The organism is Pseudoalteromonas sp. JSTW (genome assembly GCF_013423925.1).
Lineage (GTDB): Bacteria > Pseudomonadota > Gammaproteobacteria > Enterobacterales > Alteromonadaceae > Pseudoalteromonas > Pseudoalteromonas lipolytica.
In genome coordinates this window covers 15663-35191 of sequence record NZ_CP058972.1, presented here as the reverse complement: position 1 = coordinate 35191, position 19529 = coordinate 15663, and the positions used below count along the sequence as shown (strand labels likewise).

Here is a 19529-nt window from a genome sequence, read left to right as displayed (position 1 = left end):
TTCACTGTTACACTAGAGCTAGCGCATTTTGACGATTTAAGGTGAATTTATGACTATCCGTTCTTATAAAGGGATCACTCCTACATTTGATAACAGTGTTTATATTGATGAATCATCCGTTTTAGTCGGTGATATCACGCTTGGCAAAGACAGCAGTGTGTGGCCTTTAGTTGCAGCACGTGGTGATGTTAACTATATACGCATCGGTGAGCGTACTAATATTCAAGATGGCAGTGTTCTTCATCTTACCCGAGCAAGTAAGTCAAACCCTGACGGTTATCCACTTATTATTGGTGATGATGTCACTGTTGGACATAAAGTGATGTTACATGGCTGCCAACTAGGCAACCGTATTCTTGTTGGCATGGGTGCCATTGTTATGGATAACGCTATCGTTGAAGACGATGTAATTATTGGTGGAGGCTCATTAGTCCCCCCGAATAAGCGGTTAGAGTCTGGTTACTTATATGTCGGAAGCCCTGTCAAACAGGCTCGCCCTCTCACTGAGCAAGAGCGGGCCTTTTTAACATTATCTGCTGACAATTATGTGCAACTTAAAGATGAATATATAGCAGAGAGTTAAAAGACCTCTGTTAATACTATTTGTCCTGCCGAGTTGTACTGCTCGTCTTCTATTAATTGCTCGGCCAGTTCTTCATAGTCAAAGCGGTGTGTTTCAAAGTAATTGATCGCGCCGCTTTGATCAGCAAAATCATATTTATCCGTGTCGATAACACACTCGACCATCATTCCACTAACTTGCGCATAAAACACAAGCAGTTTGTCTTGTGCCTTGTATTCAACTCTATCTATAAATTGAATCGCTTGGTTCATGCGAGTTCTCCACTTTTTAATGCAGCAACCACGGGCAGTATTTCTGGCATTTTATTACGCCATATATAATAAGCTTGTGCGGCTTGTCCAACCAACATGCCACTGCCATCCAGTGTAATACAGCTAGGATTAACGGCTTTAACCCAGCTTATAAATGCGGTGGCGTGATTGGCGTAAAACATATCATAGGCACATGAGCAGTGAGCGACATGCTCTTGAGCAATACCGGGTAAGTCACCTGTAACACTGCTCGAAGTAGAATTAATCACGATATCATAGTGTTCATTCGGTATTTCATCTAAAGCACACCCTTTAACATCTCCTTGCTCTTCAAAAATAGAAGCTAACATATGTGCTTTTTCGGCAGTGCGATTCGCGATGATCAACGTCGCGATACGCTCATTTAAAAGAGGTTGAATTACGCCACGTGCTGCACCGCCGGCACCAATCAACAAAATCCGTTTTGCTTTTAACGTGACATTATTGGCCAGTAAGTCTTTCACTAAACCTATACCGTCAGTGTTGTCGCCAAATAAACGACCATCGTCAAGGCGTTTAATCGTATTTACCGCACCGGCGACTTTCGCTTGTTCACTTAGCTCATCAACCATTGCATACGCTTGCTCTTTAAAAGGCAAAGTAACATTAGCACCTTTGCCACCCGCAGCGAAAAAGCGTGATACGGTTTTTTCAAATGCATCGGTTGGTGCTAAAATGGCGCTGTAATCAATTTGCTCACCTAATGAGGTCGCAAACTGTTTATGTATTGCGGGTGATTTCGAGTGTTTTATTGGATTTCCAAAAACCGCGTATTTATCCATAGTGAAGCAACCTCTTTGCCTTGTAGAGCTTTATTAATATTATGATTAAACGACTTTTTTCTAAATCGAAAGCAGAGCCTGAAACACCCACGCCAGAAAAAACACCTTACGAAATTATTGGTGGTGAAGCCGGTGCTCGTGCCATTGCAAACCGATTCTACGACATAATGGCCTGTGATGAATACGCCAAACCATTATATGATATGCATCCACAACCACTTGATAGAATTCGCCAAGTGTTTTTTGAATTTCTTTCCGGTTGGTTAGGCGGCCCCGATCTCTTCGTAGAGAAATACGGCCATCCGATGCTCAGAAAGCGTCACATGCCATTCCCAATTGATCAAGATCTACGTGATCAATGGATGTATTGTATGAATAAAACGCTGGATATCGAAATCGATAATCCTTTATTGCGTGAAGGGTTAAGACAGTCTCTTTCACAACTTGCCAGCCACATGATCAATCAACATTAATTAGCTAAGCTTGAGCTATATCAATATACGCTTTTTCTAAATAAAGATAATACTCTTTCCTTAGTTTAGTGGAAGCGTCGTCAAGTGAAGTCTATCCAATTTAAAATTTATACATTGCTTGCAATTACTGGTGTGCTGGTCTTATTTGCCAGCATATTTAGCAGTGCTCAGCAGCAACAAGCCCTCGCGCAAGATACCGTTGAAAGTAATATTAAGTTACTAGCCGATAACTACTTTGACTCTATCAATACCATGATGTTAACAGGCACAATGGCAAACAGAGAAATTCTGAGTAATAAATTAAGAAGCCATGAAAACATTGAAGACGCGCACATTATCCGCAGCGCTATTGTTAATAAGCTCTACGGCCCCGGAAATGCGAACCAAGCAGCGAATACTGACGCTGAGCGCGATGCATTAAAAGGCACCGAAGCGCTGTATATCGATAAAAACAACAGCACCATGACCTACTTAAAACCCATGTTTGCAACACGTGATTATAAAGGCACGAACTGTCTAGGGTGCCATCAAGCACAGGAAGGTGATGTTCTTGGGGTGGTAAAAATCAGTTATTCACTGGCTGATATTGAGCATGAAGTGTCACAAAACACCTTGATGAATACTTTATTGTTATCAACCATTTTTATTGCTGCTTTTATGCTACTGGCCATGTTATTCAGAAAGATTTTTATAAAACGATTAAAAATCATCAGTCATACCATGCATTTAGCAACCACCAATAAAGATTTGAGCCTCAATATTAATGATGACCACAATGACGAGTTAAGTTCATTGGCCACCAGCTTTAACCACATGATTAGCGCCTTTAAAGACAACATTGCGCAAGTGTCGCATTCATCTAAAGTGCTGATCCACTCTGCCGAGAGCATCTATGCTTCGGCCGACGCCACAGAGCAAGCCATCTTGCAGCAAAAACAAGGCACAGACTCAGTGGCTGCTGCGATAAATGAACTTGAAAGCTCATCAAGTGAAGTGAAAAATACCACTCACTTTGCGTCTGAAAAATCAGAACACAGTAACCAACTTGCACAGCAAAGCTTAGAAGTAGCGGAACACACCGAGCTGAGTATTAATCAGCTTGCAGCAGATGTAAGAGCAGCCGCAGATCAAGTATCACAATTGCAAGCGCAAACCCTCGATGTTGGTAAAGTTCTTGAAGTGATCAGCAGCATTGCCGAGCAAACCAATTTACTGGCCTTGAATGCAGCCATTGAAGCGGCACGTGCAGGTGAAGCTGGACGAGGCTTTGCGGTTGTTGCTGATGAGGTAAGAACGTTGGCGAATAGAACACACGACTCAACAGACGAAATTCGCCGCACTATTGATAAGTTACAACACGAGGCGGCACAAACGGTCAATACCATGAATAATTCGAGTGCAGAAGCCGATGAACGGGCTGTGCAAGTAAAACAAGTGGCAAAAGCACTGCGTGATATCTCTGCACAGATGAGTGAAATAAACCAACTCAACGTGCAAATTGCCGATGCCACAGAGCAGCAAAATTTAGCCGCAGAAGAAATAAACCAAAGTGTTGTCGCGATTAGTGATAATGCCGAACATTCCTTGGTTGATGCCCATGAAAATCAAAAAGTCAGTGAAGAGTTAGTGTCGTTAGCACGCTCTTTAGATGAGCAAGTAAGGCGTTTTAAATTAAGCTAAATTGCGCATTTTATGCACAACTGATAGAGTAGAGAACACTATTTCGCGACAGATATGGACGTTTAAATGAAATATCCCCCTACTCTTTTAGTGTGTGCAGGTTTAGTGTGTGCTGGGCTTATTGCCGTTTTGTATGCTTCATTCTCTCGAGATTCACATCCCTTCACTGAAACGGCCTACTCAAACGACCTGCTTTACCACGATGATATTCAGTTTATTGCCAACTCACTGCTTACTTCAGATAAAACAACTAAAAGTGATGATTATGAACAGCTCATTATAAAAGGCTTTGACACATTGATTCAGCACCCTGAATTTTATGAAGTGAAGCTCGACTTTTATGCGTGTGATAACACAAAGTGTCTAACGCAAATCAGTGCTCCCATTAAGACTTCTGAGCATGAGCTGGCTATTTTGAAAAGCGAAATTTTATTTAGCATTTTGGCAGAGCTGCCAAGCAGAACAAACGTTGTCACCACCGTAGATAATGACAACGCAAAGTTGTTTAGAGTTATTTCAGCACTCGATTAAAGCTGCCACTGACGAGCAATAAGCGCTTCTTCTGTTGTGTTAAGCCATGCTTGTGGGCGTAAATAATATTGATATAGCTTCGCTTCAGGGCTATCCACCGCAGGTGCATAGTTATATTCCCAGCGTGCTAATGGTGGCATCGACATCAAAATAGACTCTGTACGCCCGCCGGTTTGTAAACCAAATAAGGTGCCTCGGTCCCACACTAAATTAAATTCGACATAACGGCCACGGCGATAAAGTTGAAAATCTCGCTGTTGCTCTGTTGTTGGTGTCTCTTTTCGACGCTCAATAATAGGTAAATAAGCGTCTAAGAACCCATTACCAACTGCTTGCATGAAAGCAAAGCTTTGCTCAAAGCCAAGCTCATTTAGGTCATCAAAAAATAAACCACCTACTCCGCGAGTTTCACTGCGGTGCTTTAAGTAGAAATAATCATCACACCAGGTTTTATATTTATCGTAAACACCGTCACCGAACGGCTGACATAAATCATACGCAACTTGGTGCCAATGTTGTACGTCTTCAAAAACAGGGTAATAAGGTGTTAAATCAAAACCACCACCAAACCACCAGATAGGCGCTTCCCCATCTTTTTCAGCAATAAAAAAGCGTACATTAGCGTGACTAGTTGGAATGTGTGGGTTTTTTGGGTGGATCACCAGCGATACACCACACGCATGGAAACTACGACCAGCAAGTTCTGGACGATGAGCCGTCGCTGATGCTGGCATTGAAGCACCAAATACATGCGAGTAGTTGACTCCTCCTTGCTCAATAACATCTCCCCCTTGAATCACCCGCGTACGACCACCGCCGCCTTCTTCGCGCTGCCAATTATCTTCAACAAATTTTGCTTTGCCATCGGCGTTTTCAAGGCCCTTACAAATGCTATCTTGTAGGGCCATTAGGTATGTTTTTACGTGTTGGAGTAGCTCGCTTTGCATGTTTATCCTCTGAATACTTTGCCGGTCATTGCATCTTTAATCACACTAGGTTGACTATTGCCACCGAGTGGCTCATCGACATAAAAATCAACACGATCAGCGAACTCACTTTTAGCGTGCGTAATACTCATCACTGTAGGCTGGCCGGTTAAGTTTGCGCTGGTTGAAACCATTGGTTTACCAAACTGCTGGCAAAGGGCTTTAACAGTTGGATGATTAGTGACACGTACAGCAATACTATCAAACTGGCCTGTTAACCACTTAGGTGTCTCTTTTGCCGCTGGCATGACCCATGTAATTGCACCCGGCCACTGCGAAAAAATATCAGCACGTTTATCCATCGGGATCTTAGCATCATCAACATACTTTAATAACTGACCATAATTATCAGCAATTAAAATTAAGCCTTTTTCAACGGGGCGTTGTTTGATTGCTAGTAGCTTTTCTACAGCAGCTTGATTATCAGGGTCACAGCCAAGACCGAATACTGCTTCGGTTGGGTAAACAATCACACCGCCTTGTTGTAATGCATCAATGGCATTGGCAGGTTGAGCAACAGGATCAGACAAAGAAACTCTCCTAATTTAAGCAAATAACGAGTGTATTAAGATTCTATAAGCTTGTGCATACACGACTTCTGAGGGCATTGTAGCACAACACCCGAGGCCATTTTCTTTTCAGTCATAACAGGCCACTGGCACGCTGGGCAGACCTGAGCAACGGGTTTATGGTTCAGTGTGTATTTACATCGAGGGTAGCAGTCACAGGAATAAAAGGTCTTGCCAAATTTATTGCTACGCGCAACCAACTGCCCTTTTTTACACTTAGGGCACGCGGGCAAAGTGGGTGCATCGTCAGCATCTTCATCATGCGCTATGTAGTGACAGTCAGGGTAACCTGTACACCCTATAAACATACCGTAACGACCATTCTTGATCACAAGTGGTCTAGTACACTCGGGACATGCACTGTCTTCGAGTACTTTAATTTGCTGGCTGTCATGATGAGCAAGTGGGCGAATATAGTCGCATTTAGGGTAACTGGCGCACCCTAAAAATGGGCCTGATTTAGAGTGTCGCATAACCAATTCAGAACCACATTTAGGGCAAACCTCATACTCTTTTTCTAACGCATGTTTATCTGCAGAAAAAAGAGAATGGTCGATTTTACTCATAAGATTCCTGTGAGGCTGGCTAATTTTCGCTTAATATACCCAAACTCAGCAAAGATACAAGCAAAGTCGAAAGCGACGAGCCACCATGCTCTGCCAGCGGCAATGCATTAATGAAGCACGTCGGCTGGTTCGTCAAAGATCAGGTCTTCCATTTGCGCATATGCTTGCTCTGAGCCGGGCACATTAAATAGCACCATTAACACCACCCATTTTAAATCTTCTAAATGGATAAATGGTTTATCAAGGGCGCACAATCTATCAATAACCATTTCACGGGTTATTGTATTGATGACACCGATTTGCTCAATAAACATTAAGAAGCCTCGGCATTCTGTGCTCAACATTTGGCATTCGCTATCTGTGTAGATGCGCGTAGCATGTTGTGGCTGCGCATTTAAATAAGGGCACACATCACTTTGTTGCAGATCTGCGAGCTGCTCAAGCCAATCAAGTGCTTTGTAGATTTCAGGTTTGTTAAAACCAGCACGCACCAACTCATCGGTGAGCTCGTTTTCTTCCGTGAAGATTTCAGCTTCGCTATGGATATAGTTTTCAAAAAGATACATGAGGATGTCAAACATATTTATGTCCTCCAAGTCTTATATAACCATCTAGCACTCGTTCGACTTTATCGGCGAGCTCTAGGTCAAGTAACCGAGCTTGTACTTCATCGATTGGTAGTTGGCTGCGTTGAGTTATTACATCCACGCTGGTTACCTCAAACCCTATACTTTTGAACACTGGGCAGTCGAGTTCATCTGCAATAGGCTGTTCTATATTATATAGACTGTTTTCACAAAAAAAGCTCACTTCATCAAGAATGTCACTCACATTTTCAACTAATTTAGCACCTTGCTTAATTAAAAAGTGACTCGCCTCTGAGAGAGGGTTCTTAATTGACCCCGGTACTGCAAACACTTCTTTATTTTGCTCCAAGGCATAACGCACAGTGACTAAAGAGCCGCTTTTTATTTGCGCTTCTACAATTAATACCCCTAATGACAAACCAGAGATAATGCGATTACGACGCGGAAAATTTGTCGCATTGGCAGCGGTTCCTGGCAAAAACTCCGACACCAACAAGCCGCGTTCTGCCACGTGCTTAGTTAATAATTTATGACGTTTAGGGTAGGCAATATCAAGCCCCGTCCCAAGCACTGCAATTGTATTACCACTTCCCGCTAAAGCCCCTTTATGCGCTGCTCCATCAATCCCCAGCGCCATACCCGACGTTATCGTCATACCGAGTAATGACAACTGATGCGCAAACTCAGCGGCAATCTCTGACCCCGTAGGCGTTGCATTGCGACTGCCCACTATTGCTATTTGTGGCGACGATAATAATGCAACGTTACCCAAACAAAATAACAGTAAAGGCGCACTGGCAATGTGTTTCAATAAAGGCGGATAGCAATCATCAAAGTAACAAATTACAGTTAATTGCTGTTGCTTAATAAGGGTTTGGTAATGTTCAACCTGATGCCAATCGGTATTGGTGAGGTTATTAGCTTGGCTTTGTGTTAAGCCTAAACTCTGCAATTGTGCGTTAGTCAGAGCGAAGAGTTCACTCAGTTCGTGTTTTTGGCTTAGCGCTATAAGGGTTTTAACCCCTATCCCTTTACATAAATAAAAGGCAAGCCAGTGAGCTAGCTTGCCTGAATACTGTTCCATGCTCCCTCCTTAGAGCGTCCTCAGAGGAGTTAGTTTATGACTGCATAATCTCCAACTCTAATAGGATGCTGATTTTTTACAATCAGTGCATAACTGACGGTATCGTAAACCTTAAATACCATTAGCTCACCGACTTTCTCCTTTGGCATATGCCATACTTTACTGTCTTCGTCCGCCTCTACACCTAAAAAGTCATTCGTATCAGTGATTAACTTTTCAAGGCTGGTTGAATCTTCGCGATAGCGCGGACCATTTGCGCCATCAAACACTTCTGGAGACTGACGTTGAATATCAAGTACAAAACCAGGTTTAACTTGGTCTGACCCTAAATTTAGCACAACAATATCCATTGTACTAAATTCACGAAGTTCAGTGGCAGACGAAATAATTGTGCCATTCATTGTGGTATCAGGGCGTTTCATTGTGAAGTATGCCGGCAGCAATTGACCATCCATTGCTGGCATCAAGAAATCATTTGGTCTAATTTCTTGTTTAATCAACTCAATTTTCACTGAAGCCGGGATCCCATTAGCAACATCACCGCTTCTAAATGCACGCACAATGGCGACCAACTCTGCTTTATTAGCCAACACTTCTTGTGAAGTCGGGTCAATTAACTCAGAGCCTTTACGATATACTGCATACGCTTCATTTAGGTTTAAGTCCCCTTTTACGTACAGAATATGATCCATCGTGTTCATTTTAGTATTAACGCTGGCACCTAAGATATACGGTTTTTCAGCAATCACATCCGCGCTAATAGCCTGCTCATAACTTAAGTAAGGACGCAATAATTCCAGGGGTAAAGTCGGTACGGCTTGCTTACCTTTCGGAGTTATTCGCCCTTCAGGAGACAGCTTTTTATAGCGCGCATTCTTCACGAGACGCGGATTTCCATCTTTATCGTAGATTAAAGTGAGCGCATCACCGGGGTAGATTAAATGTGGATTAGCAATTTGCGGATTCATTTGCCATAAATCAGGCCATTGCCATGGTTCATTGAGATACACGCCAGAAATGTCCCAAAGCGTATCACCCTTTTTCACAACATATTGTTTTGGAGCATCTTTTTTTATTGTTAACACATCAGCAGATGCTGTAAAAGCGCAGCTAATGGCTAACATAGCCGCAACTAATGGATGTCTCATTTGGCTTCCTTGTGTTGTTTTTAGATTATTATCAACCAAAACCTGTTAAAGGTGAACACGAATGGCTAAAATAAGAGCATACAATACCCTAAATGAATCACAAGTGTAAAAGGTAACTATGGCTAGGTTAGAAGTTTTAAGATTTCCGGATGAGCGTTTACGTACAATCGCGAAAGAAGTACCAGAAGTAAACGACGAAGTTCGTCAAATCGTCAAAGATATGCTTGAAACGATGTATGACGAAAACGGTATCGGCTTAGCAGCTACGCAAGTAGATATCCACCAGCGAATCGTGGTCATCGATGTCTCTGAAGAACGTGACCAACCACTGGTATTAATTAATCCAGAAATAACTCAAAAAGATGGCTCAACAGTGAGCGAAGAAGGTTGTTTATCTGTTCCTTATTCATATGCGAAAGTTGACCGTGCAGAAACAGTCACTGTTAAAGCGCTTAACGAACATGGCGAAGCATTCAGTTTAGATGCTGATGAATTACTGGCTATTTGTATTCAGCATGAGCTTGATCATCTTAAAGGCACCCTGTTTATTGATTATTTATCGCCATTAAAGCGCCAACGTATCCGTAAAAAGCTTGAAAAAGAAGCAAAGCTCGCTGCTAAATAATAAGTTTATCGATAGGAATTTCTGTGACACAACCATTACGCATTATTTTTGCTGGTACGCCAGACTTTGCTGCGCGCCATTTACAAGCACTGATTGATTCAGAGCATGACATTGTTGGCGTGTACAGCCAACCAGACCGCCCTGCGGGTCGCGGTAAAAAACTAAAAGCAAGCGAAGTAAAAGAGCTGGCTGTTGCTCATAATTTGCCCGTTTTTCAACCTGAGTCTCTTAAGTCAGATGAGGCGCTCGCTGAGCTACAAACCCTTAACGCCGACATCATGATTGTGGTCGCGTATGGCTTATTGCTACCTAAAGCAGTTTTAGAGACACCTCGCCTTGGTTGCTTAAATGTTCATGGTTCGATTTTACCGCGTTGGCGCGGTGCAGCACCGATTCAACGTGCAATTTGGGCTGGCGACAGTGAAACTGGCGTAACCATAATGCAGATGGATGAAGGCTTAGATACCGGCGATATGCTCCATATTAGTCGCTGTCCAATCGATAGCGCAGAAACCAGCAGTTCACTTTACGACAAGCTTGCGGCACTTGGACCTGATGCGCTCATTAGTACGATAAACCGCCTTGCTGCCGGTGAGATAGTACCTGAAAAACAAGATGACAATCTTGCCAATTATGCGAAAAAACTCTCTAAAGACGAAGCAAACATTGATTGGACCCAGGACGCAGCACAAATTGAGCGTAATATTCGCGCCTTTAATCCATGGCCTGTTTGCTTTACCCAAATGGCAGGTCAAACGGTAAAGATTTGGCAGGCTGAAATCGTCTCTCACACCGCTGAAGCAGGTAAAATTATCGCCGCTGATAAGCAAGGTATTACCGTTGCCTGCGGTCAAGATGCTCTTAAGATCACCCTACTTCAACCTCAAGGCAAAAAACCAATGGCAGTCAGCGACTTTTTAAATGGCCGCAGCGACTGGGTTGAACCTGGCTCAGTATTAGGGCAAAACAATGAGTAATGTTAGAGCACTTGCTGCTGAAACTCTGTATAACGTGGTTGATAAAGGTGCATCGTTAAACCAAGAATTGCCCTTTGCAAGCCAAGGTTTATCGCCAAAAGATAAAGCCTTACTACAACAAATTTGCTACGGTGTGCTGCGTTATTTACCTAGCCTCGAAAATTACTGTCAGCAACTTTTAGATCAACCGCTAAAAGGCAAGCGCCGTATTTTCCAGTTCTTGCTGTATGTGGGCATTTACCAACTTCAGCATATGCGTGTTCCACCGCATGCTGCTATCAGTGAAACCGTTAATGCATTACAACAAATGCGTGCGCTAGGTTTAAAAGGCTTAATTAACGCTATTTTACGAAGTTTCCAACGTGAACAAGCCGAGCTTGAAGAAAAAGCCAAGCAAATCCCTGTTTGCCAATACAACCACCCAGGGTGGTTTATTAAGCACGTTACGGCAGCCTACCCTGATAACTGGCAAGATATTCTTGAAGCAAACCAACAACAAGCTCCAATGTGGTTACGTGTAAATCAAGCACAATATAGCACGCAAGAATACAGCGACATGCTCAAAGCAAATGACATTGAACACAGCCTCAATGCTGATTTTCCAGATGGTATTAAACTTGCCAAGCCATGCGATGTATTTTCTTTACCTGAGTTTGAAACAGGTGCATGCTCTGTTCAAGATGCGGCGGCGCAGTTAGCAGCACGTTTTTTAGATCCACAAGATGATGAGCTGATTCTTGATGCCTGTGCAGCGCCAGGCGGTAAAACCTGCCATATTTTGGAGCTTGCTGATGCCGATGTATTAGCACTAGATAGCGACAGTGAACGCTTAGAGCGTGTAAAGCAAAATTTAGTACGTATTGGCCTTGCCGCTGATTTGCAGTGTGCCGATGCATCACAGCCGCATATTTGGTGGGACGAAAAGCAGTTCGATCGAATTTTACTTGATGTGCCTTGTTCTGCCACCGGTGTTATTCGTCGCCACCCTGATATTAAATGGTTGCGTAGAGCATCAGATATTGAAGACCTTGCACACTTACAAGGTGATATTCTCAACAGTATCTGGCCTCTGCTTAAACCGGGTGGTACGTTAGTGTATGCAACCTGCTCAGTGTTACCACAAGAAAATCAGCAACAAGTTGCCACGTTTCTTGCTAACAACAGCAATGCAGAGCATATACCACTGCATGAAAACGATACTCCAACGTTACCTGGCTTGCAATTGCTACCGGGTGAGAGCGATGGTTTCTACTATGCAAAGCTAGTTAAAAAACATTCATAAGAATACACTATGAAAATAATCATACTCGGTGCCGGACAAGTCGGCGGCACATTAGCAGAAAACCTCGTTGGTGAGCAAAACGAGATCACAGTGGTTGATATCGACGGTAACCGCTTACGCGAGCTGCAAGATAAGTACGATCTACAGGGGGTTACTGGTCACAGTGCTCACCCAGATGTGCTGCGTCGCGCAGGCGCAGAAGACGCCGATATGATTATTGCGGTAACCAGTTCAGATGAAGTGAACATGGTTGCCTGCCAAGTCGCCTACAGTATTTTTAATACGCCCACCAAAATTGCGCGTATTCGCTCAGAGCAATACTTAAAGTACCGCGAAAAGCTGTTCCATAATGACGACTTACCGGTTGATCACTACATTGCTCCAGAAGCCTTAGTGACTAAATATATTCGTCGATTAATAGACTATCCGGGTGCTTTACAAGTGCTGCAGTTCGCTGATGGTATGTTATCACTGGTTGCAGTAAAAGCTTACTATGGTGGCTTATTAGTTGGGTATGCACTGTCGGCATTGAAAGAACATATTCCCAATGTAGAAACCCGTGTAGCAGCAATTTACCGACAAGGTAAAGCAATTAAACCACTCGGCACAACCGTGATTGAGGCTGACGATGAAGTGTTCTTTATCGCCGCAACAAAACATATTCGTGCTGTCATGAACGAACTTCAAAAACTTGAACGCTCATACAAGAAAATCATGATTGCAGGTGGGGGTAATATTGGTGCAGGCTTGGCGCGCTCACTAGAAAAAAATCACAGTGTTAAACTTCTTGAGCGTAATAAAGAACGTGCGGCACAGCTCTCTGAGTTACTCGACAATACCGTTGTATTCTGTGGTGACGCCTCTGATCAAGAACTGCTCTCAGAAGAGCACATTGAACAAGTTGATGTGTTCATTGCTGTTACAAACGACGACGAAGCAAACATTATGTCGGCCATGCTTGCTAAACGCATGGGCGCACAAAAAACCATGGTGCTGATCCAACGCGGCGCCTATGTTGACCTCGTTCAAGGCGGTGAAATAGATATTGCCATTTCACCACAACAAGCGACTATCTCAGCTCTGTTAACGCATGTTCGCCGCGGTGATATCGTTAACGTTTATTCATTACGTAAAGGCGCAGCTGAAGCAATTGAAGCCGTAGCCCATGGCGATGAACATACATCGAAAGTTGTTGGCCGCGCGATTGCCGATATCAAGCTACCCGCAGGTACCACTATTGGTGCAATTGTGCGTAATGACGATGTACTCATTGCTCATGATGATACGGTGATTCAGTCGGGTGACCATGTGATCATGTTCCTAATCGACAAGAAACACATCACGGTTGTTGAAAAGCTGTTCCAAGTTAGCGCTATTTTCTTATAGACCAAAAACATGAAAATAAAAAAGCAGCCATGACGGCTGCTTTACGACTCTTGAAGTGAAAGTAGTTAACCAGAGTCTCTGGTTACGAACCTATTGAATCTGTGCGAACTCTTCTTTTGAAAGCTCTCCGTTACCATCGCTATCAAGCTCAGGAAATAGTTTTTCAAGCTGCATATTTACTGATGCTTCTTCTTTGCTGATCACGCCATCGCTGTTGGTATCAAATGTAGAAAAACTGACGCCTTGAGCAAACGCTGCTGATGACGTTGCTAATGCTAAAATAGCCAATGTTGTGTTGATGTGTTTCATAATAACTGCCTCAAAATTTGAAAAGAGTGAAGTCCGTTTCTGAGATCCCTGTTTAGTGGAAATTGGCTTTGTTACTCGGCCGCTGAAAATTCTGTTTCAGTCAGCACACCATCACCATCGACATCCAGTGTTTTAAATTGTGACATGATTTTTGCGTCGACTGATGCTTCACTTTTGCTTATCACGCCATCGCCATCTACATCCAATGTATCAAAGTCAGTGGCAGCAAAAACAGCTGAAGAAGATGCAAGTGCAATTAGGGCTAGTGTTTTATTTACTGTCTTCATAATCATATTCCTTCAATATTTAACTAAAAAAGTGTTAGCTGATCACACGCTCCTGGTTGTTCTTTGTCATGGATTCCCTTATCCATTTAGGCTGTCTTTGGCAGCTCAGAACTAATCAGCTAGATAACTTGGCTTGCTTAATTTCATTAAGCTTTTGAAAACTCTTGTTTTGATAACTCACCGTTACCGTCAGTGTCTAATTCGCTAAACTTACTCATTAGCTCTGCATCGACGGATGCTTCGCTTTGGCTAATAACGCCATTGCCATCAACGTCTAGCGTTTCGAAATCGCTCATCGCAAATGCGGCTGATGAAGAGATAAGTGCCACAAGGGCTAATGTTTTATTTACTGTGTTCATAATGTAATCCTTCAAATAGTAGCTTTAAGTAAGAAGTCCTTTTCAATGTGTCCTTACACTGAAATTATGCTTTCGCGAACTCTTCTTTTGATAGTTCGCCATTACCGTCGGTATCAAGCTCTTTAAACTGGCTCATTAACGGTGAGCTTACAGATGCTTCGCTTTTACTGATTGCTCCATCGCCATCGACATCTAGCGTTTCAAAATCCACCGCTGCAAATGCAGTTGATGAAGCGACAAGGGCAATAAGTGCACATGTTTTGTGTAACGTTTTCATAATCACTATTCCTTCAATGTTGTCTAAACTGCGATAGAGGACTAATTCCTAAATCAACTTTCTCTGTGTTCGCTTTAACTACTTCAACTTCAATGCCAAAGTTTAAAAAACGCTATAAATCATGAGGTTAAGTTTATTTTTTAGTAAATTAGGGGAAAACTGGCTGTTATTTTGTTGCTTTTTAGCAACAAGCAATGAGGTGAGAAAATTTTTTATCTATTAATCAATAAGTTAAAAAAGCAAAAACAGAGACATCTGCCGTTTTTTGTCACTAAAACAGAGAAAATATTGCGTGTGGGGGCTAAACCGTAGATGAATGGCAACACGCCTCAAAAAAAATAAAAATATTTTTAACGCTTAATCATCTGATTTAAATTGGTTTTATATATTTATATCGATTATTTTTGATTAATTTTTAGAGAAAAAGTGAAAAACAGTCATTTTGTTGCAAAATGGCGAATCAATGCTCGTTAACTCGTTATCTCTAATACCGAAAGGTCTATGAGGTGCTCTTTCATAAAGACGTTCATTTCATTTTCACTGGTATTGAGCTGCACACCAAACTGATAGCCCGACTCTCGTTTGCGGACTCTGCATACCTTGCCTGTAAATTCACGTTTACTGAGCACCACCTGACACGCTTGTGCTTTCAAATGACTAAGGTCGGCCTCGCTGTTAATCTCAAATTGCACACCGGCAAGTGAAATGTCTTTAATTACGCCTTCATATACTTGTTCATCTATAACAAGCTTGGCGGGAAACAAAGTGGGGATCCGCGCTTCGCTGCGCAAGCTAAAGAGTTGTACTTGTTGGGGGAAATTTAAAAATATCAATCGACAAGGGTGTGAAGCAACGGCTTTTATCTGCTGACGAAATGCAATAACCTGCCCACCCCCGCTTTCTAAAACAGCCCGAACAATCACCATAACCCCCTCTTTGATAAAGTCACCCGCATTCGGCAAACGTTTTGCAGGGGGATAGTTAAGTATGATGTACTGCTCGTTAAGTAAACCAATAAATTCAATTTTGACACGCTTACTTTCTGTCGCAGTTATTATTTCAACATCGACCACACTCCCTGCGGGTATATAGGTTAGTTTTTCTAAATTAAGTTGCTGCTGCGTTTTTGGCATTGTTTCTCTACTCCTTGAAAAATAACCAAATAAAACCTTAACCGCGCCAGAATGTTGGGGTAAATAAAACTAATAAAGTGAATATTTCAAGACGACCAAACACCATCGCAATTGTTAACAACCACTTTGCCGTATCAGATATCGCGCCATAATGCGCCGCGACTTCACCCAAACCTGGGCCTAAGTTGTTTAAACACGCCGCCGTCGCTGAAAAAGCACTTATATTGTCCATGCCTGTGCCCATTAAGGCCAGCATGATAATAACAAAAACCAGTGCATAAGCAGAAAAGAACCCCCAAACGGCTTCGACCACTTTATCGGGGAGCGCTTTACGACCGAGCTTTATAGAGTATATAGCCCGCGGGTGAACTAAGCGGTTTAATTCACGTATCCCTTGCAAGTACAGAAGGAAAACCCTTACAACTTTCATACCGCCGCCCGTCGAGCCCGCACAGCCGCCGATAAAGCTCGAAAAAATAAGTAAGATAGGTAAGAACAATGGCCAAGCAGAAAAATTATCTGTCGCAAAGCCCGCGGTAGTACTCATAGAGACAGCTTGAAACATTGCTTGATCGAGCGTTTCATCACCATCTGCATAAATATTATTAGAAGAGAGTACCGTAAAACAAATAATCACTAGCGCTAACTGAATAAGTAAAAACACTTTAAATTCAGGGTCGCGCAAGTAAACACGAATACTGCGCGAGGAGACCGCAGCGTAGTGCAACGAAAAGTTAATCGCCGCAATCAGCAAAAACACCACACAAATAAAGTTTATTAATGGGCTGTCAAATTGCCCCATAGACGCATCGTATGTAGAGAATCCCCCAATTGCGATGGTTGAGAAAGCATGACAAATCGCATCAAACCAATCCATACCCGCTCCCCAATAGGCAAGCGTACATGCGATGGTCAGCGACACATAAATGTACCAAAGGTGTTTGGCGGTATCGGCAATCCGCGGGGTCATTTTCGAGTCTTTAACAGGCCCTGGAGTTTCAGCACGGTATAACTGCATACCACCAACACCTAGCATCGGTAATACAGCGACGGCCAATACAATGATCCCCATACCACCTAGCCACTGCAGTTGTTGACGATAAAAAAGCACTGATTTGGGTAAGTATTCAATCCCCGTTAAAACGGTTGCTCCTGTGGTAGTCAGCCCCGAGAAGGCCTCAAATACCGAGTCAGCGAGAGATAGGTTTGGTTCCTGTAAGAACACTAAAGGCACAGCAGCAAAGCTGCCAAGTACCAGCCAGAACAACACCACAATTAAAAAGCCTTCGCGGGCTTTTAAATCACCATGCTCATGACGGTTTGGGTAATATGCAGCTAAACCAATAACAACGCTAAAAATAAACGCAAGAACGAACGGCACACCCCCACCGTCTTTATAAATTAAAGACACCAGTGCCGGTGGGACCATCGTGATACTAAATAACGCCACCAGCTGGCCGAGAATTTTTATTATGGTACGAAATTGCATCTAGGCGTATCGCTTTCTTATTAAATGATTTAGCTAATACAGTTTATTGTCTTACAGGCTTAATTGTAAGTAAACGCTATGTATTTATTTTCCTTACTCATCCTTTTCCCATTTTTAGCTCAACGGCGCCATGAGTAAGTTCGTGTACATCGGTGATTGCCTGCTCTGCTTGGCGGCTATCAATGGTAATGTGCCAAGTAATGTTCTCGGCAAATTGCTTGTCTATTTTTAACACCTGATATTGGCTTTTTAATAACTGCTCAATTGCACCTTGTGCGCTATAGTCACTTTGCCCTATAAGTTCAACACTCGGTACTTTAGTCACAGTTTTTAGCTCGCGCATAGCGTTATTTAAACTGCCACCATATGCACGCACAAGTCCCCCCGTACCAAGCTTAACTCCTCCAAAGTAGCGTGTTACTACCGCAGTAATTTCACCGATGCCTGAACCTGTCAGCACATTAAGCATGGGTTTACCCGCCGTACCATTGGGCTCACCATCATCCGAAAAGCCATAAACATGACTCCCGCCAGGGTTTCCTGCAACATGTGCCCAGCAGTTATGACGCGCGTCACTGTATTTATCTTGTATTTCTTTAATAAACGCTTTTGCACACGCGAGGTCTGGAGTATGCGCAATGTGCACTATAAATGTACTTTTCTTTATTTCTTCTTGATAAAAAACCGGTTCGGCCGGGTATTGATATTCAGGCATATTGTTTTATCTAAAAAAATGGGGCCATGTGGCCCCTATACTCTATTTTGCTCGCCGTTAATCTAAGTGTAGATCACGGGTCATATTTTCGAGACTGTCTTCATGAACGATAATATTATCTTCAATTCGGATACCGCCAAATGGCTTAAATTCTTCAACTTTTTCCCAGTTAATAAACTGTTTATTATCGGTTTGAGCAAGGTCGCCCAATAATGAATCGATGAAGTATAAACCAGGCTCAATCGTAAATACTTGGTTCTTCTCAATTAAACGTGTGCAACGAAGGAATGGATGACCTTCAGGCGGAGCTTGGTGCGTCCCTGATTCGTCAGCCATAAAACCACCCATATCATGAACTTGTAAGCCAAGGTGATGACCCAATCCGTGAGGGAAAAACGTTGAAGTAATACCGCGTTCAACAATGTCAGCAGCTGGTAATTTTACAATATTAAAATCACTCAGTACTTGTGCGACACGTTGGTGACACTCTAAATGTAACTCGCCGTATAAGAGACCGGGTTTCAATGCCTTACCTAAGGCAATTTGATGCTCAGTCATAACCTGAATGAGATCGCTAAACTCACCTGACTTTTTAAAATCATAGGTACGAGTAATATCCGCAGCATAGCCGTTAAAGTTTGCACCTGCATCAATTAAAAATGAGTGATGTGTATGAGGCGCAGTTGGCTCGAAATGCGTGTAATGTAAAATGGCGCAATTTTCATTCAGTGCAACGATATTTCCGTAAGGCATTTCGTTTTCACTTTGGCGTGTAGCCATTAGATAAGCGTGCTGAATATCAAACTCAGAACCACCATTAAAGAACGTATCACGCGCCGCTTTATGACCCTCTACAGCGATACGGTTCGCTTGGCGAAGACACTCAAGTTCGTACTGCGTTTTATAAGCTCGATGGAAATGTAAGTAGTTCATCACTGGCTCAGGATTCATAATGCTGAAACCCAGCGCTTGTGCGACCTCTAAGTACTCACCGATATATGCATAATTTGCTTTATCATAAGGGAGTAGTTTTTCAACCTGATCAGGTTGTACTAAAAGCTCAATATCAAAATACTCAGCCCAAAAATCACGCGGCTCATCAGGCACTTTATGCCAAAAATCCACTGGACGATAAAAAATTAGCTTCGGCTTAGATGCACCGTCGACGACAATCCAACAATGCGGATTATCAATAACAGGTAACCAAGCTTTAAATTGCGGATTCACTTTAAACGGATAATACATGTCATCTAAGAACTGACGCTTAGCTTGGCCTGAGTGAATTACGAGCCCTTCTAAACCCTCACGTTCAGTAATAGTACGAGTACGCTGTTGCAAGGTTGCAATATGTTCGGCATATAACACCGCTAATTTATCCATAGTAAACCCATCTCTAGTAAATTTAACTTAC

The 19529-nt window shown here is 42.7% G+C and carries 24 protein-coding genes; 8 read left to right on the top strand and 16 right to left on the bottom strand.

All coding sequences use genetic code 11. The annotated features are described in order from the left end of the window. Positions 1–49: 49 nt before the first annotated feature. Positions 50–583: a gamma carbonic anhydrase family protein gene (locus GZH31_RS00175; RefSeq protein ID WP_036973645.1), complete on the top strand. Its 534-nt coding sequence runs from the start codon at positions 50–52 to the stop codon at positions 581–583. On the opposite strand, the gene GZH31_RS00170 is transcribed toward GZH31_RS00175, so the two are convergent. Both GZH31_RS00170 and aroE read right to left on the bottom strand, forming a co-directional pair. Then, positions 580–834: a DUF1488 domain-containing protein gene (locus GZH31_RS00170; protein ID WP_036973646.1), complete on the bottom strand. Its 255-nt coding sequence runs from the start codon at positions 832–834 to the stop codon at positions 580–582. The genes GZH31_RS00175 and GZH31_RS00170 overlap by 4 nt on opposite strands. Beyond that, positions 831–1655, bottom strand: a complete 825-nt coding sequence (gene aroE / locus GZH31_RS00165) for a shikimate dehydrogenase (RefSeq protein ID WP_180311268.1) — start codon at positions 1653–1655, stop codon at positions 831–833. The genes GZH31_RS00170 and aroE overlap by 4 nt, the downstream gene beginning before the upstream one ends. 41 nt (positions 1656–1696) lie before the next feature. Between aroE and GZH31_RS00160 the strand changes: the two genes are divergently transcribed. The 3 genes from GZH31_RS00160 (at position 1697) to GZH31_RS00150 (ending at position 4339) form a co-directional block, all read left to right on the top strand. Then, entirely contained in the window at positions 1697–2128 is a 432-nt protein-coding gene (locus GZH31_RS00160; RefSeq protein WP_036973648.1) for a group II truncated hemoglobin, read from the top strand. An 84-nt stretch (positions 2129–2212) separates the two neighbouring features. Next, a complete protein-coding gene (locus GZH31_RS00155) occupies positions 2213–3808 on the top strand; it encodes a methyl-accepting chemotaxis protein (RefSeq protein WP_074989752.1) in 1596 nt (531 codons plus the stop codon). Positions 3809–3874: 66 nt separating this feature from the next. Continuing rightward, the gene (locus tag GZH31_RS00150) at positions 3875–4339 is read left to right on the top strand and encodes a hypothetical protein (RefSeq protein ID WP_065978268.1); all 465 of its coding nucleotides are present in this window, start codon (positions 3875–3877) and stop codon (positions 4337–4339) included. Here the strand turns inward: GZH31_RS00150 and hemF are convergent. From hemF to GZH31_RS00120, 6 genes are all read right to left on the bottom strand, one after another. Then, on the bottom strand, positions 4336–5286 hold the full coding sequence (gene hemF / locus GZH31_RS00145; RefSeq protein WP_180311267.1) for an oxygen-dependent coproporphyrinogen oxidase: 951 nt from the start codon (positions 5284–5286) through the stop codon (positions 4336–4338). The two genes, GZH31_RS00150 and hemF, sit on opposite strands and share 4 nt — an antisense overlap. Positions 5287–5288: 2 nt before the next feature. Further along, on the bottom strand, positions 5289–5855 hold the full coding sequence (locus GZH31_RS00140; RefSeq protein WP_036973653.1) for an L-threonylcarbamoyladenylate synthase: 567 nt from the start codon (positions 5853–5855) through the stop codon (positions 5289–5291). Positions 5856–5890: 35 nt separating this feature from the next. Beyond that, positions 5891–6460, bottom strand: a complete 570-nt coding sequence (locus GZH31_RS00135) for a type I DNA topoisomerase (protein ID WP_036973654.1) — start codon at positions 6458–6460, stop codon at positions 5891–5893. 107 nt (positions 6461–6567) lie between these two features. Next, positions 6568–7041, bottom strand: a complete 474-nt coding sequence (locus GZH31_RS00130) for a DUF494 family protein (protein ID WP_036973655.1) — start codon at positions 7039–7041, stop codon at positions 6568–6570. Continuing rightward, positions 7034–8131: a DNA-processing protein DprA gene (gene dprA / locus GZH31_RS00125; protein ID WP_180311266.1), complete on the bottom strand. Its 1098-nt coding sequence runs from the start codon at positions 8129–8131 to the stop codon at positions 7034–7036. Before dprA ends, GZH31_RS00130 begins: the two co-directional genes overlap by 8 nt. Before the next feature lie 29 nt (positions 8132–8160). Continuing rightward, positions 8161–9279, bottom strand: a complete 1119-nt coding sequence (locus GZH31_RS00120; protein ID WP_036973657.1) for a LysM peptidoglycan-binding domain-containing protein — start codon at positions 9277–9279, stop codon at positions 8161–8163. A gap of 118 nt (positions 9280–9397) precedes the next feature. On the opposite strand from GZH31_RS00120, the gene def reads away from it, so the two are divergent. The 4 genes from def to trkA are packed head-to-tail and all read left to right on the top strand — an operon-like array spanning position 9398 to position 13549. Next, positions 9398–9904, top strand: a complete 507-nt coding sequence (gene def / locus GZH31_RS00115; RefSeq protein WP_036973660.1) for a peptide deformylase — start codon at positions 9398–9400, stop codon at positions 9902–9904. Positions 9905–9927: 23 nt separating this feature from the next. After that, positions 9928–10881: a methionyl-tRNA formyltransferase gene (fmt, locus tag GZH31_RS00110; RefSeq protein WP_180311265.1), complete on the top strand. Its 954-nt coding sequence runs from the start codon at positions 9928–9930 to the stop codon at positions 10879–10881. After that, positions 10874–12163, top strand: coding sequence for a 16S rRNA (cytosine(967)-C(5))-methyltransferase RsmB (gene rsmB, locus GZH31_RS00105; RefSeq protein ID WP_036973662.1), 1290 nt, complete (start codon positions 10874–10876; stop codon positions 12161–12163). The genes fmt and rsmB overlap by 8 nt, the downstream gene beginning before the upstream one ends. A gap of 9 nt (positions 12164–12172) precedes the next feature. Continuing rightward, positions 12173–13549: a Trk system potassium transporter TrkA gene (gene trkA, locus GZH31_RS00100; protein ID WP_036973666.1), complete on the top strand. Its 1377-nt coding sequence runs from the start codon at positions 12173–12175 to the stop codon at positions 13547–13549. Between the two features lie 90 nt (positions 13550–13639). Here the strand turns inward: trkA and GZH31_RS00095 are convergent, their stop codons facing one another. From GZH31_RS00095 to pepQ, 8 genes are all read right to left on the bottom strand, one after another. Continuing rightward, positions 13640–13858, bottom strand: a complete 219-nt coding sequence (locus GZH31_RS00095) for an EF-hand domain-containing protein (protein WP_180311264.1) — start codon at positions 13856–13858, stop codon at positions 13640–13642. A gap of 71 nt (positions 13859–13929) precedes the next feature. Continuing rightward, positions 13930–14145: a calmodulin gene (locus tag GZH31_RS00090; protein WP_036973670.1), complete on the bottom strand. Its 216-nt coding sequence runs from the start codon at positions 14143–14145 to the stop codon at positions 13930–13932. Positions 14146–14291: 146 nt separating this feature from the next. Beyond that, positions 14292–14504 carry a calmodulin gene (locus GZH31_RS00085; protein ID WP_036973671.1) on the bottom strand — a complete coding sequence of 71 codons (213 nt, stop codon included), beginning with the start codon at positions 14502–14504 and terminating at the stop codon, positions 14292–14294. Positions 14505–14568: 64 nt separating this feature from the next. Continuing rightward, entirely contained in the window at positions 14569–14781 is a 213-nt protein-coding gene (locus tag GZH31_RS00080) for an EF-hand domain-containing protein (RefSeq protein WP_036973672.1), read from the bottom strand. A 470-nt stretch (positions 14782–15251) separates the two neighbouring features. Beyond that, positions 15252–15914 carry a flagellar brake protein gene (locus GZH31_RS00075; protein WP_180311263.1) on the bottom strand — a complete coding sequence of 221 codons (663 nt, stop codon included), beginning with the start codon at positions 15912–15914 and terminating at the stop codon, positions 15252–15254. Positions 15915–15951: 37 nt separating this feature from the next. Continuing rightward, the gene (locus tag GZH31_RS00070; protein ID WP_036973674.1) at positions 15952–17403 is read right to left on the bottom strand and encodes a TrkH family potassium uptake protein; all 1452 of its coding nucleotides are present in this window, start codon (positions 17401–17403) and stop codon (positions 15952–15954) included. Positions 17404–17500: 97 nt separating this feature from the next. Next, a complete protein-coding gene (locus tag GZH31_RS00065) occupies positions 17501–18118 on the bottom strand; it encodes a YigZ family protein (protein ID WP_180311262.1) in 618 nt (205 codons plus the stop codon). Positions 18119–18175: 57 nt separating this feature from the next. Then, on the bottom strand, positions 18176–19498 hold the full coding sequence (gene pepQ, locus GZH31_RS00060) for a Xaa-Pro dipeptidase (RefSeq protein WP_036973676.1): 1323 nt from the start codon (positions 19496–19498) through the stop codon (positions 18176–18178). Positions 19499–19529: the final 31 nt, after the last annotated feature.

Bases quoted from the DNA above. Each gene is read 5' to 3' on its own strand.
- GZH31_RS00150 (WP_065978268.1), top strand. From the start codon at position 3,875: ATGAAATATCCCCCTACTCTTTTAGTGTGTGCAGGTTTAGTGTGTGCT.
- GZH31_RS00090 (WP_036973670.1), bottom strand. From the start codon at position 14,145: ATGAAGACAGTAAATAAAACACTAGCCCTAATTGCACTTGCATCTTCT.
- GZH31_RS00175 (WP_036973645.1), top strand. From the start codon at position 50: ATGACTATCCGTTCTTATAAAGGGATCACTCCTACATTTGATAACAGT.
- GZH31_RS00130 (WP_036973655.1), bottom strand. From the start codon at position 7,041: ATGTTTGACATCCTCATGTATCTTTTTGAAAACTATATCCATAGCGAA.
- trkA (WP_036973666.1), top strand. From the start codon at position 12,173: ATGAAAATAATCATACTCGGTGCCGGACAAGTCGGCGGCACATTAGCA.
- GZH31_RS00065 (WP_180311262.1), bottom strand. From the start codon at position 18,118: ATGCCTGAATATCAATACCCGGCCGAACCGGTTTTTTATCAAGAAGAA.
- hemF (WP_180311267.1), bottom strand. From the start codon at position 5,286: ATGCAAAGCGAGCTACTCCAACACGTAAAAACATACCTAATGGCCCTA.
- pepQ (WP_036973676.1), bottom strand. From the start codon at position 19,498: ATGGATAAATTAGCGGTGTTATATGCCGAACATATTGCAACCTTGCAA.
- GZH31_RS00095 (WP_180311264.1), bottom strand. From the start codon at position 13,858: ATGAAACACATCAACACAACATTGGCTATTTTAGCATTAGCAACGTCA.
- GZH31_RS00080 (WP_036973672.1), bottom strand. From the start codon at position 14,781: ATGAAAACGTTACACAAAACATGTGCACTTATTGCCCTTGTCGCTTCA.
- def (WP_036973660.1), top strand. From the start codon at position 9,398: ATGGCTAGGTTAGAAGTTTTAAGATTTCCGGATGAGCGTTTACGTACA.
- GZH31_RS00170 (WP_036973646.1), bottom strand. From the start codon at position 834: ATGAACCAAGCGATTCAATTTATAGATAGAGTTGAATACAAGGCACAA.
- GZH31_RS00135 (WP_036973654.1), bottom strand. From the start codon at position 6,460: ATGAGTAAAATCGACCATTCTCTTTTTTCTGCAGATAAACATGCGTTA.
- rsmB (WP_036973662.1), top strand. From the start codon at position 10,874: ATGAGTAATGTTAGAGCACTTGCTGCTGAAACTCTGTATAACGTGGTT.
- GZH31_RS00075 (WP_180311263.1), bottom strand. From the start codon at position 15,914: ATGCCAAAAACGCAGCAGCAACTTAATTTAGAAAAACTAACCTATATA.
- GZH31_RS00070 (WP_036973674.1), bottom strand. From the start codon at position 17,403: ATGCAATTTCGTACCATAATAAAAATTCTCGGCCAGCTGGTGGCGTTA.
- GZH31_RS00085 (WP_036973671.1), bottom strand. From the start codon at position 14,504: ATGAACACAGTAAATAAAACATTAGCCCTTGTGGCACTTATCTCTTCA.
- GZH31_RS00120 (WP_036973657.1), bottom strand. From the start codon at position 9,279: ATGAGACATCCATTAGTTGCGGCTATGTTAGCCATTAGCTGCGCTTTT.
- dprA (WP_180311266.1), bottom strand. From the start codon at position 8,131: ATGGAACAGTATTCAGGCAAGCTAGCTCACTGGCTTGCCTTTTATTTA.
- aroE (WP_180311268.1), bottom strand. From the start codon at position 1,655: ATGGATAAATACGCGGTTTTTGGAAATCCAATAAAACACTCGAAATCA.
- GZH31_RS00160 (WP_036973648.1), top strand. From the start codon at position 1,697: ATGATTAAACGACTTTTTTCTAAATCGAAAGCAGAGCCTGAAACACCC.